The sequence below is a fragment of the Micromonospora sp. NPDC050187 genome (assembly GCF_044459745.1).
GTDB lineage: Bacteria > Actinomycetota > Actinomycetes > Mycobacteriales > Micromonosporaceae > Micromonospora.
Genome location: NZ_JBITJH010000032.1, coordinates 29,299 through 43,558, shown reverse-complemented (window position 1 = coordinate 43,558; position 14,260 = coordinate 29,299). Strand labels below are relative to the sequence as shown.

The window sequence follows — 14,260 nt, the reverse complement described above, 5'->3', positions numbered from 1 at the left end:
CACGTCAGGACACCCCCAGCTCCCGGTCGATGAAGTCGAAGACCTCGTCGGGCGTGGCGTCCTGGAGCTTCTCGGCGACGGCGTCCCCGCCGCCGGCCGGGGCGTCGGCCTCGTTGAGGGAGGCCAGCAGCGCCCGCAGCCGCTCCGTGATCCGAATCCGGGCGCTGCGGTCCGGCGCCGAGCCGGCCAGCGCCGTTTCCAACCTGTCCAGCTCCCCGAAGACCGGTGCGACGCCGACCACGCCGCCGTCGACGATCGCCGCCCGGACGTACTCGGCGAGGCCGGCGGCGGTCGGGTAGTCGAAGACGACCGTGGCGGGCAGCCGCACGCCCGTCGCCGCCGTCAGCCGGTTGCGCAGCTCGACCGCGGTGAGCGAGTCGAAACCGAGCTCCCGGAACGCCCGGTCCGGCTCGACGGCGTCCGCCGAGGCGTGCCCGAGCACGGCAGCGGCCTGGCCGCGTACCAGGTCGAGGAGCGTCTTGCGCCGTTCGACGTCGGTCTGCCCGGCGAGCAGGGCGGCGAGGGACTCCGCGGACGACCCGGCGTCCTCGGCCCGCTCGGCGGCGGCCCGCTGCGCCTCGGCGACGCCGGTGAGCAGTGGGCTGGGCCGGACGGCGACGAACCCGGGCACGTACCGCGCCCAGTCGATCCCGGCCACCAGCGTCGCCGGCTCGCGGCGCGCCACGCACGCGGCGAGCGCGGCGAACGCCGTGGCGGTGTCGAGGCGGGCGACGCCGGTGCGGCGGCGGCGCTCCTCCACCGCCGGGTCGGCGGCGGCCATCCCGCCGGCGGCCCAGGGGCCCCAGGCGATCGAGGTGGCTGCCAGGCCCTGCCGGTGCCGCTGCTCGGCGAGCGCGTCGAGGTACGCGTTGGCGGCGGCGTAGCTGCCCTGCCCGGCGGCGCCGAGCTGACCGACCATCGCCGAGAACAGCACGAACGCGCGCAGCGGCAGGTCGGCGGTCAGCTCGTGCAGGTGCAGCGCGCCGAGCACCTTGGGCCGCAGCACGGTGGCGATCCGGTCGGCGGTGAGGCCGTCGAGGACGCCGTCGTCGAGGACCCCGGCCGCGTGCACCACTCCGGTCAAGGGCGCGTCGGCGGGCACCTCGGCGAGCAGCTTCGCCAGCGCGGCCCGGTCGGCCACGTCGCAGGCGGCGACGGTCACCCGCGCACCGGCGTCGGTCAGCTCCCGGACGAGGTCGGCCACGCCGGGCGCGTCCGGGCCCCGGCGGCTGGCCAGCAGCAGGTGCTCGGCACCTTGGGAGGCCAGCCAGCGGGCCACCTCCGCGCCGAGGGCGCCGGTGCCGCCGGTGACCAGCGTCGTACCGGCGTGGTCGGTCTCCTCGGGAGCGGCGGCGCCACCGGGTGCCCGCACCAGTCGGCGTACCAGGATCGTGGCCCCGTCGACGGCGAGCTGGTCCTCGCCGTCGAGACCGGCCAGCGCGGCGCAGAGCAGGTCCCAGCCGTGGCCGTCGAGGGTGGCCGGCACGTCCACCAGCCCGCCCCAGCGCTCCGGGTGTTCGAGGGCGACGACCCGGCCGAGGCCCCAGAGGAGCGACTGCTCCGGCCGGGCCGGGGTTCCGCCCCGCGTGGCACCGGCGGCACCCCGGGTGACGCACCACAGCGGGGCGGCCACGTCGAGGTCGCCGAGCGCCTGCACCAGGGCGAGCGACCGGGCCAGGAAGGGCGGCACCGGCTGGGTGTCGTCGACCGGGGCGTCGGCGAGGGCGAGCAGGGACAGCACGCCGTCCACGGGTGCGCGCCCGCCGTCGTCGGTCCGGGTCGCGGCGGCCAGGTGCCCGGCGACGGCCGCCCGGTCGGCCAGCTGCTCCGGCAGCAGCACGAGCCGGGCTTCCGCGCCCCGCTGGGTCAGCTCGGCCACGGCGGTCTCGCCCGCGGCCGCGCGGTGCTCGTCCGCGACGACCCACCAGGCACCCGGCAGGAAGCTCACGGGCGTGCCCGGGTACGGCTGCCAGACGCTGCGGTAGCGCAGGTCGTCCAGGGTGGACCTCTCCCGCTGCTGACGCCGCCAGGAGGCGAGCAGGGGCAGGGCGGCGCCCAGCCGTTCCCGCGACTCGCTGGCGCTGTGCGCGGTGAGTTCCGCGAGCGCCGCCAGGTCCTCCCGTTCGACGGCCGCCCAGAACGCCGAGTCGACGCCGCTCGACGCCGTGTCCGCCACCCCCGGACCGTCGGCCCTGGTCGGCCAGAACCGGGTCCGGTCGAAGGCGTACGTGGGCAGGTCGACCGCCGGCGTCCCGGCGAGGACCTTCGCCAGGTCGACGGGCAGGCCGATGGCGTGCGCGGTGGCGAGGTTGGTCAGCAGGCGGGCGGGGTCGTCGTCGCCTCGGCGCAGGCTGCCCAGCGTGTGCCCGGTCGTGCCGGTGTCGTCCAGGATCGCGGTGACCGGCATGGTCAGCACCGGGTGCGGGGAGATCTCGACGAACGTGGTGTGCCCGGCGTCGATCGCGGCGCGCACGGCGGTGTCGAACAGCACCCACCGGCGCAGGTTGTCGTACCAGTAGCCGGCGTCCATGGTCTCCGGCGCCACCCAGTCCCCCGTCAGGGTCGACACCAGGCGGGTGTGCCCGGCCTGCGGGGTGACGTCGGCCAGGTCGGTGCGGAGCTGCTCGGCGACCTCCTGGACCGCCGGAGAGTGCGACGCGTAGTCCACCGGGATCAGCCGGGCTCGGACGCCGTCGGCCTGGCATGCCTCGACCAGGTCGGCCACCGGCTGCGGCGGCCCGGAGACGACCACGGTCGACGGACCGTTGACGGCCGCGACTCCGACACCGGGGAACGCCGGCAGCCGCTCGGCGACGGCTTCGGCGGAGAGGTCCACCGACGCCATCGTGCCCGTGCCCCGCAGCACCGCCAGAGCCCGCGACCGCAGCGCGACGGTCTTCGCCGCGTCCTCCAGGCTGAGGATGCCCGCCACGCAGGCCGCGCCGATCTCACCCTGGGAGTGACCGATCACCGCCTGCGGGACCACACCCGCGTGCCGCCACACCGCCGCCAGGGCGACACCCACCGCCCACAGCACCGGCTGCACGACCTCCACCCGGTCCAGCCACGACTCGTCGTCCCCGGTCAGCACCGCCACCAGGTCGACGTCGAGGTGGGGGGCCAGCGCCCGCTGGCACTCGGCGAGCCGGTCGTCGAACACCGGCGTACGACCCACCAGTCCGGCAGCCATCCGCGCCGACTGCGCGCCCTGGCCCGGGAACACGAACACGGCACCGGCACCGTGACCGGACGCCGTGCCCGTCACCGCGTTGCCGGCGGGCGCGCCGGCGGCCAGGGCGTCCAGCCCGGACAGCAGGTCCTCGACGCTCGCCCCGACCACGGCGGCACGCTGGTCGAAGACCGCGCGGGTGGTCGCCAGGGACCAGCCGACCGCCGCCGGGTCGAGCCCGTCGCGCTCACGCAGGTGCCGCGCCAACCGTGACGCCTGACCTGCCAGGGCGGTCCTCGACCGCGCCGACAGCGGCCACACCGTCACGTCCGAGACCACCAGTCCCGGCGCGACGTCCAGCGGCGTTTCGGCCTCGTCGGCCTGCTCGATGATCACGTGCGCGTTCGTGCCGGAGATGCCGAACGACGACACCGCCGCCCGACGCGGCCGGTCCACCGCCGGCCAGGGGCGCGTCTCGGTCGCCAGCTCCACCGCGCCGGCCGACCAGTCGATGTGCGGCGACGGGGCATCCACGTGCAGCGTGGCCGGGACGACCCCCTCCCGCATCGCGAGGACCATCTTGATCACGCCGGCCACCCCCGCGGCGGCCTGGGTGTGCCCGATGTTCGACTTCACCGACCCCAGCAGCAGCGGCACGTCCCGGTCCTGCCCGTACGTGGTCAGCAGGGCCTGCGCCTCGATCGGGTCGCCCAGGGTGGTGCCGGTGCCGTGTGCCTCCACCACGTCCACGTCGGCCGTCGACAGCCGGGCGCCGGCGAGGGCCTGTCGGATCACCCTCTGCTGCGAGGGGCCGTTCGGGGCGGTCAGCCCGTTCGACGCGCCGTCCTGGTTCACCGCCGAGCCGCGCACCACCGCCAACACGGGGTGCCCCAACCGCCGCGCGTCCGACAGCCTCTCGACCAGCAGGATGCCCGCGCCCTCACCCCAGCCGGTGCCGTCCGCCGCCGCCGCGAACGCCTTGCACCGCCCGTCGGCCGCCAGCCCACGCTGCCGGGAGAACTCCACGAACAGGCCCGGCGTCGCCATCACGGTCACCCCGCCGGCCAGGGCAAGATCACACTCGCCCCGCCGCAGCGCCTCCACCGCCAGGTGCAGCGCGACAAGGGACGACGAACACGCCGTGTCCACCGACACCGCAGGTCCCTCCAACCCCAACGCGTACGACACCCGACCGGACAAGACACTCGCGGCGCTCCCCGTCGCCCCGAACCCCTCCACGTCATCCGCGGACATCACCAACAGGGCCCCATAGTCCTGGCCGTTCGTGCCCACGAACACCCCTGTTCGCGAACCCCGCAACGCCCCCGGGTCAACCCCTGCCCGTTCGATCGCCTCCCACGACGTCTCCAGCAACAACCGCTGCTGCGGATCCATCGCGAGGGACTCACGCGGCGAGATTCCGAAGAAACCAGGGTCGAAATCCGCCACGTCGTACAGGAATGCGCCGTTGCGAACGTAGGAGGTGCCGGTGGAATAGGGGTCGGGGTCGTACAGCTGGTCGATGTCCCAGCCGCGGTCGCCCGGCAGGTCGGAGACGGCGTCGCGGCCGGCGTGCAGCATCTGCCAGAACCGCTCCGGGTCGTTGGCACCGCCGGGGAACCGGCAGGACATGGCGACGATGGCGACGGGCTCGTCGTCGGCCAGGGCCACGGGAGCGGCGGCGACCGCCGTCTCGGCCCCGCCACCCAGCTCCTCGTGCAGGTGCCGGGCGAGCACGGTCGGGGTCGGGTAGTCGAACACGAGGGTCACCGGCAGCCGCAGCCCGGTGGCGGTGGCGAGCCGGTTACGCAGCTCCACGGCGGTCACCGAGTCGAAGCCGAGGTCCCGGAAGGCGTGGTGCGGGTCGACGGCCTGGCCGCCGGCGTACTTGAGGACCGTGGCCGCCTGGTCGCGGACCAGGTCGAGCAGCGCCTGCTGACGCTCGGCGGCGCTCATCCGGGCCAGGGTGGCGGCGGGGCCGGCATCGTCGGCCTCCTTCGCCTCGGCGAGGCCCTTGGTGGCCGCGAGCGCCTGTGCCTCGGGGATCTCGGCGATCAGCGACGCGGGCCGGGTCGCGGTGAACGCCACGTAGAACCGGTCCCAGGCGATGTTCGAGATCGTCAGGAACGTCTCGTCGTGCTCGACGGCCTGGTGCAGCGCGGCGACGGCGAGCCTCGGGTCCATCTCGGGGGCGCCGTGGCGGTGCAGCATCCGCCCGAATTCGCCCTCGGCCATGCCGCCGCCGCCCCAGGCACCCCAGGCGATCGACGTGGCGGGCAGCCCGAGGCCGCGCCGGTGCTCGGCGAGGGCGTTGAGGAACGCGTTGCCGGGGGCGTAGTTGCCGACCCCGGAGCTGCCGACGGTGCCGGCCATGGCGGAGAACAGGATGAACGCGTCGAGGTCCCGGTCGCGGGTGAGCTCGTGCAGGTTGACCGCCGCGGTGACCTTGGCGCTGAGCGCATGGTCGACCTGGTCGAGGGTGAGCGCGCTGATCACGCAGTCCTCGAGCACGGCGGCGGTGTGCACGACGGTGGTCAGCGGATGCTCGGCCGGCAGGTCGTCGATGACGGCGGCGAGGGCCGCCCGGTCGGCGGCGTCGCAGGCGGCGACGGTGACCCGGGCACCGAGGCCGACCAGCTCGGCCTCCAGCTCGGCGATGCCCTCGGCCTGCCGGCCGCGACGGCTGACCAGCACCAGGTGGGACGCGCCGTTGGCGGCGAGCCAGCGGGCCATGTGCCGGCCGAGAGCGCCGGTGCCACCGGTGACCAGGGCGGTGCCGGTGGGCCGCCAGGTGCGGGCGGCCGGAGCGTCGCCCAGCGGGGCGCGCAGCAGCCGGCGGGCGAAGGTGCCGGCCCGCCGCAGCGCCACCTGGTCCTCGTCGTCGCTGCCGGCGAGGACCTGCACGAGCCGCCGACCGGCGGCGTCGTCCAGCGTTTCGGGCAGGTCGAGCAGGCCGCCCCAACGGTCGGGGTGTTCGAGGGCGGCGATCCGGCCGAAGCCCCAGGCGAGCTGCTGCCCGGGGTACGACAGTGGCTCACCGGCGTCGGTGGAGACGGCACCCCGGGTGAGGCACCACAGCGGCGCGCGGACACCGGCGTCGCCGAGGGCCTGCGTCAGCGTGACGGTGCCGGCGAAGCCGACGGGCACCGCCGGGTGGGCGGGGGCCGGGGTCTCGTCGAGCGCGAGCAGGGAGACGATTCCGGCGACGGGTCCGGCCTCGGTGAGGTCGCGGACCCGGGCGGCGAGGGCGACCCGGTCCGTCCGTTCGGCCGCCAGCTCCACAGGTACGACCGTGGCCCCGTGCCGGACGAGCGCGTCCCGGCAGAACGCGGCCTGGTCGACGGCGGTGTCATCGGGGCCGGTGACGAGCCACCACGTGCCGGTGACGGCGGGCTCGTCGCCGTCGGCGACCGGCAGCCAGGCGTCGCGGTACCGCCACGAGTCGACGGTGGCCTGGTCGCGGTGCCGGCGCCGCCAGGCGGCGAGCACGGGCAGCACGTCGGCGAAGGCCGCCTCGGGCACCGCGTCGGCGTCGGTGGCGTCGGCGAGTTCGGCGGTGAGCGCGGTCAGGTCCTCCGCCTCGACGGCGGCCCAGAACCGGGCGTCGACCTCGTCGTCGGCCATCGGTCCGGCGGCCGGACCGGCGGGGCCGGCCACGGCGGACGGCTGCGGCCAGTAGTGCTGCCGCTGGAACGGGTAGGTGGGCAGGTCGACCAGGCGGCCGGGAAGTCCGGCGAACGCCGGTCGCCAGTCGACCGGCACACCCCCGGTGTAGACCTCCGCGACCGCACGATGGAACCGGCCGAGACCACCCTCAGCACGACGCAGACTGCCGGTCACGGTGACCGTCGCGGGATCGGCCGCGACCAGCTCCACGCTCTCCTGCATCGCCATGGTCAGCACCGGATGCGCACTGACCTCCACGAACGTCGAACAGCCGGCCGCGACCAGACCCCGCACCGCCTCGTCGAAACGCACCGTCTGCCGCAGGTTCCGATACCAGTACCCGGCGTCCAGAGCAGCGGTGTCCAGCCACTCCCCCACCACCGTCGACCAGAACCGCACCCCACCGGTGCGTGGACGCAGCCCGGCCAACAGCTCCAGCAACTGCTCCCGCAACGGCTCGACATGCGCCGAATGCGACGCGTAGTCCACCGGCACCCGACGCACCCGGACCTCCCGGGACTCGTAGTGCGCCACCAGTTCGTCGAGCGCGGCGACATCACCGGAGACCACGACCGAGGTCGGCCCGTTCACGGCCGCCAAGGCCACCCGGCCGTCCCAGCGGGCGATGGTCGCGGCGGCCTCGTCGGCCGTCGTCGCGACGGAGACCATCCCACCGTCCCCGGCCATCCCCGCGATGACCCGGCTCCGCAACGCCACCACCGCCGCCGCGTCGTCCAGGCTCAACGCCCCCGCGACACACGCGGCAGCAATCTCACCCTGCGAGTGACCCACCACCGCCGACGGCCGAACCCCGTACGACTCCCACAACGCCGCCAACGACACACCGACGGCGAACAGGGCAGGCTGGACCACGTCGACCCGCTCCAGGGACGGCGCGTCCGCCGCGCCCCGTACCACGTCCAGCAGGGACCAGTCCACGTACGGACGCAACGCCTCCGCACAGGCGGCCAGCTTCTCCGCGAACACCGGAGCGGTGTCCAGCAGTTCGGCCGCCATACCCACCCACTGGGACCCCTGCCCGGGGAAGACGAAAGCCACCTCACCCGGCGAACCGGCGACGCCGGTAACCGCCTCCGCCATCGGCCGCCCATCAGCCAGCCCGTCCAAGGCGGCAACCAACTCGCCCCGATCGGCGGCGAAGACCACCGCACGGTGGTCGTGGGACGCCCGGGTGGCGACGAGCGACCAGCCGACGTCGCCGAGCGCGGCGTCCGGCACCTCCTCCAGGTAGCCCCGCAGGTCGCGCGCCCGGTCGGCGAGGGCGTCGGCGGTGCGTCCGGAGAGCACCCAGGGCAGCTCGCCGGCCGGCCCGTCGGCCGCCGGTCGCGGCGCGGACTCCTCGACGGGTGCCGATTCGAGGATGGTGTGCACGTTGGTGCCGCTGATGCCGAACGAGGACACCCCGACCCGGCGTACGCCGTCGACGGGCTCCCAGGGGCGGGCCTCGGTGAGCAGCTCGACGCGGCCGGCGGACCAGTCGACGTGCGGGGTGGGTTCGTCGACGTGCAGAGTGCGCGGCAGGACGCCGTGCCGCATGGCGAGCACCATCTTGATGATCCCGGCGACGCCGGCGGCGGCCTGGGTGTGCCCGATGTTCGACTTGATCGAGCCGAGCCAGAGCGGACGGTCGGCGGGGCGGTCCTGCCCGTACGTGGCGAGCAGCGCCTGCGCCTCGATCGGGTCGCCGAGGGTGGTGCCGGTGCCGTGCGCCTCGACCGCGTCCACCAGGTCGGGGGTGAGCCGCGCGTTGGCGAGGGCCTGCCGGATGACCCGCTGCTGGGCGGGGCCGTTGGGGGCGGTGAGCCCGTTGCTGGCGCCGTCCTGGTTGACGGCGCTGCCCCGCACGATCGCGAGGACCGGGTTGCCGTCCCGGCGGGCGTCGGAGAGCCGCTGGAGCACCAGCAGGCCGACGCCCTCGCCCCAGCCGGTGCCGTCGGCCGCGCCGGCGAACGGCTTGCACCGCCCGTCGGCGGCGAGGCCGCGCTGCCGGGAGAAGCCGACGAAGATGCCGGGGGTGGCCATGACGGTGGCCCCGCCGGCCAGCGCCAGATCACACTCCCCCGCCTGGAGGGCCTGTGCGGCGAGGTGCAGCGCGACAAGCGACGACGAGCAGGCCGTGTCGACCGTGACGGCCGGACCGTGCAGCCCGAACGTGTACGACAGCCGACCGGCGAGGACGCTGGCCGAGACGCCGGTGGCGAGGTAGTTCTCGTCGACGTCCCCGGCGGCCATCAGCAGCGAGCCGTAGTCCTGCCCGTTGGTGCCGACATACACGCCGGTGCGGCTGCCGCGCAACGCGGTCGGGTCGATCCGGGCCCGCTCGAACGCCTCCCAGGTGGACTCCAGCAGCAGTCGCTGCTGCGGGTCCATGGCGACGGCCTCGCGGGGGCTGATGCCGAAGAAGGCAGGGTCGAACTCGCCGGCCCCGGCGACGAAGCCGCCCTCGCGGACGTAGCTGGTGCCGAGGTGCTCGGGGTCGGGGTGGTACAGCTCGGCGAGGTTCCAGCCGCGCTCGCCGGGCATCAGGGTCATCGCGTCGGTGCCGGCGGCGACGAGATCCCAGAGCTGCTCGGGCGAGGAGACGCCGCCGGGGAACCGGCAGCTCATCGCCACGATGGCGATGGGCTCCCGGTGCAGACCGGCACCGTCGGCGACCACCTCGCCGGGGGTGTGTCCGGCGGTCAGGCCGTGCAGGTGGGCGGCGAGTTCGGTGACCGTGGGGTGGTCGAAGACGAGGGTGGCGGAGAGCGTCATGCCGGTCTCGGCGGTCAGCCGGTTGCGCAACTCGACGGCGGTGAGCGAGTCGAAGCCGAGGTCGCGGAACGTGCGGTCGGGCAGCGGCTGGCCGGCCGGGTAGCCGAGCACGGCGGCGACCTGGGCCCGGACCAGCTCGGTGAGCTGCGGCAGGGACCGGCCGACGACGACGGCGCGGACCGGGCCGCTCTGCCCGACGGGCACCCCGGGCAGGCCGGCGATCAGCGGGGTCGGCCCGCCCCAGGCGGCGGCCAGGCGCCCCCAGTCGACGTCGGCGACGGTCACCGCCGGGTCGTCGGCGTTGACCAGCCGGCCGAGCGCGGTGACCGCCTCGGCTGCGGGCAGCGGGTTGACGCCGCCCCGGGTCAGGCGGGCGGTCAGTTCGGCGGTCGCCGCCGCCATGCCCGCGGAGGCCCAGGCGCCCCAGCCGATGGCGGTGGCGGGCAGCCCCTGGCCGCGCCGCCACGCGGCGAACGCGTCGAGGTACGCGTTGGCTGCCGCGTAGTTGCCCTGCCCGGCGCTGCCGATGACGCCGGCGAGGGAGGAGAAGAGCACGAAGGCGTCGAGGTCCCGCCCGGCGGTGGCCTCGTGCAGCACCCGCGCGGCGCGGACCTTGCCGTCGAGGACGGCCTGCATCCGGGCCGGGTCGAGGCCGTCGAGGACGCCGTCGTCGACCACCCCGGCGGTGTGCACGACGGCGGTCAGCGCGGGCAGGCCGGCGACGAGGGCGGTCACGGCGTCGACGTCGGTGACGTCGCAGGCGACCACCCGGGCCGCGCCGAGTCCGGTCAGCTCGTCGAGCAGGTCGGTCACACCGGGGGCGTCCGGGCCACGGCGGGAGGCGAGCACCACCTCGGCGGCGCCGTTGGCCAGCAGCCACCGGGCCACGTTCCCGCCCAGCGCGCCGGTCCCGCCGGTGACCAGCACGGTTCCGGAGGGACGCCAGGCCGCTCCGGCGGTCGGCGCGGCGGGAACGAGCCGCCGTTCGAACACGCCCTGCGGGCGGATCGCCACCTGGTCGTGGCCGGCGTCGGCGAGGACGGCGAGCAGCGCGTCCCCGGCGGCCGGGTCGAGTCGACCGGCGCGGTGCGACCCGGCGCCGGCGGCGACCGGTCCGGGCACGGCAGGCAGGTCGATCAGGCCGCCCCAGCGGTCCGGCTGTTCCAGGGCGACGACCCGGCCGAGGCCCCAGGCTGCCGCCGCGTACGGGTCGGCGACGGTCTCCCCGCCGCCGACGGCCACCGCGCCCCGGGTGAGGCACCACAGCCGGCCCGCCAGGCTTGCGTTGGCGAGGGCCTGGACGAGAGTGAGCAGCAGCGCCGTCCCGGCGGGCACAGCGGGCGTGTCGGGCAGCGGCTCGTCCCGCTCGGGCAGCAGGCAGAGCACACCGGCCCAGCCCTGCTCCCCGCGTTCCCGCAGCAGCCCACCCAGCGCCTCGCGCCCCACCCCGGCCGCGACCCGAAGGACGTCGACGTCCCCTCCACCGCGCCGGAGCGCGTCGACAATCCCGCCCCACTCTTCTCGATCGTGGACTGCTGGCTCCGAGGAAGGCTCCATACCAGCCGACTCGGGCGCCACATCTCCATGATCGGCGCGAAGAGGAGTGGGGGTGACGACGAGCCAGCGGCCTGGGAGGGCCGGCGCGGGGGCGGGGCGGATCGGGTCCCACACGACCCGGTACGACCAGGTGTCCACGACGGCGTCGCGCAGCCGGGCCCGGCGCCACGAGGAGAGCACCGGTACGGCCGGGGCGAGGGCCGCCACGGCGTCCGGGTCGTCCTGCACGGCCAGGTGGGACGCCACGGCGGGCAGGTCGCCGCGTTCGACGGCGGCCCAGAAGTCGCCCTCGGCACCGTCCGCGCGCTCGCCCGACGGGGTGGCCATGCCGTCGGTCTCCGGCCAGTAGCGCTGGTGCTGGAAGGCGTACGTGGGCAGGTCGACCCGGGTGGCGCCGGTGTCGGCGAACCACGGCTGCCAGGTGACCGGCACACCGTGGACGTGCAGCTCGGCCAGCGCCGCCAACAGCGCGTGAACCTCGGACCGGTCCTTGCGCTGCACGGGCACGACGAGCACGGAATCGTCGCCGGGCAGGATGTCGGCGGCCATCGCGGTCAACACACTCTGCGGACCGACCTCCAGGAACGTGTCGACCCCGGCGGCCCGCAGCGCGGCCACCCCGTCGCCGTACCGGACCGCCTCCCGGACGTGCCGCACCCAGTAGTCGACGCTCCGGATCTCCTCGCCGTCAGCGAACGCCCCGGTCACGTTCGACACCACCGGCAACGTCGGAGCGGAGAAGGTCAGCCGGCCGAGGACGGCCCGGAACCTCGCCAGCATCGGCTCCATCAGCGGGCTGTGGAACGCGTGGCTGACCGTCAGCCGCCGCGTGCGCGCGCCCCGGTCCCGCCAGGTCCGCTCCACCTCGTCCAGGGTCTCGGTGTCCCCAGAGACCACGACGGAGGTCGGCCCGTTCACGGCGGCGATTCCCACCCGGTCGGTCAGCCCGTCCAGGGTGGCCCGCACGTCGGCCTCGGCCGCGTTGACCGCGAGCATCCCGCCACCGGCCGGCAGCGCCTGCATCAACCTGCCCCGCGCCGCGACCAGCGCACACGCGTGCTCCAGGGACAACACCCCCGCGACGTGCGCGGCGGTGACCTCCCCGATCGAGTGCCCACCCACGAAGTCCGGCACCACACCGAACGACTCGACAAGGCGGAACAACGCCACCTCGACCGCGAACAACCCGGCCTGCGTGAACACCGTCTGGTCCAGCAACCCGGCCTCCGGCGTGCCCGCCTCGGCGAACAGCACCGTCTTCAACGGCTGCGGCAGCGCCCGGTCCAGGTGCCCGCACACCTCGTCCAGCACCGACGCGAAGACGGGGAAGGTCCCGTACAGCTCCCGACCCATGCCGGCACGCTGCGCGCCCTGACCGGAGAACAGCACCGCGAGCTGGCCGCGCGCGGAACCCGTACCGGCGAGGACGTTGCCGGCCGGCGAGCCGGCGGCCAGGGCGCGCAGCCCGGCCAGCAGGTCGTCGTGGCCGGTGGCGACGACCACCGCGCGGTGGTCCAGCACGGACCGGGAGACCACCGACGAGTACGCCACGTCGAGCGGTCGGGCGTCGCGGTCGGCGTCGGCCAGCCAGGCGGCCCAGCGGCCGGCCTGGGTGGCGACGGCGGCGTCGGATCGGGCGGAGAGCAGGACCGGGACGACCGGGCGGTCGGCGACGGGGGCCGCCTCGTCGGCGACGGCCTCCGGCACCGGGGCCTGTTCGATGATGGCGTGCGCGTTGGTGCCGGACACCCCGAACGACGACACCGCCGCCCGGCGCGGCCGGTCCACCGCCGGCCACGGCGTCGCCTCGGTGACCAGCTCGACCGCCCCGGCCGACCAGTCGACGTGCGGGGACGGCTCGGCCACGTGCAGGGTCGGCGGGACGATGCCGTGCCGGATGGCCAGCACCATCTTGATCACGCCGGCGACGCCGGCCGCGGCCTGGGTGTGGCCGATGTTGGACTTGATGGAGCCGAGCAGCAGTGGGGCGCCGTCGCCCCGGTCCTGTCCGTACGTGGCGAGCAGGGCCTGCGCCTCGATCGGGTCGCCGAGCCGGGTGCCGGTGGCGTGCGCCTCCACGGCGTCCACGTCGGCGGGGGCGAGCCGGGCGTTGGCGAGGGCCTGTCGGATGACCCGCACCTGGGAGGGGCCGTGCGGGGCGCTCAGGCCGTTGGACGCGCCGTCCTGGTTGACCGCGCTGCCCCGGATCACGGCGAGGACCGGGTACCCGTGGCGTTGCGCGTCGGAGAGGCGGGCGAGCAGCAGCATGCCGGCGCCCTCGGACCAGGAGGTGCCGTCCGCGCCGGCGGCGAACGCCTTGCAGCGGCCGTCGGGGGCGAGGCCCCGCTGCCGGCTGAAGCCGACGAAGACCGCCGGGGTGGGCATGACCGTCACGCCGCCGGCGAGGGCCAGCTCGCAGTCGCCGTTGCGCAGCGCCTGGGCGGCCAGGTGGACCGCGACGAGGGAGGCCGAGCAGGCGGTGTCGACGGTGACCGCCGGGCCCTCCAGGCCGAGCGTGTACGCCACCCGGCCGGAGACGACGCTGGTGGCGTTACCGGTGAGCAGGTGCCCCTCGCCGTTCTCGGCCTGGGCGATCACGCCCTCGTAGCCGTGCGAGGCCGCCCCGACGAACACCCCGGTACGGCTGCCGCGGACCGCCGGCATCGGCAGCCCGGCCCGCTCGAAGGCCTCCCAGGACGCCTCCAGCAGAATGCGCTGCTGCGGGTCCATGGCCAGGGCCTCGCGGGGGCTGATGCCGAACAGGTCGGCGTCGAACTCCCCGGCGTCGTAGACGAAGCCGCCTTCCCGGACATAGCTGGTGCCCGGGTGGTCGGGGTCGGGGTGGAAGAGCCGGTCGAGGTCCCAACCCCGGTCGGCGGGGAACGGGCCGATCCCGTCGCCGCCGTCGCGCACGAGCTGCCACAGCGCCTCGGGCGAGTCGACCCCACCCGGGTACCGGCAGCTCATCGCCACGATGGCGATGGGCTCGGACTCCCGTGCCTCCAGCTCCCGCAGTCGCCGCCGGGTACGCCGCAGCTCCGAGGTCGTACGCTTCAGGTACTCGACGTACTTCTCGTCCTCGTTGCTCACCGT

General features: G+C 75.4%; 1 protein-coding gene. It reads right to left on the bottom strand.

Annotated elements, in window-relative coordinates; genetic code table 11:
* Positions 1-4: 4 nt before the first annotated feature.
* On the bottom strand, positions 5-14,257 hold the full coding sequence (locus tag ACIBJE_RS29435; RefSeq protein ID WP_396753538.1) for a type I polyketide synthase: 14,253 nt from the start codon (positions 14,255-14,257) through the stop codon (positions 5-7).
* Between the last annotated feature and the right edge of the window lie 3 nt (positions 14,258-14,260).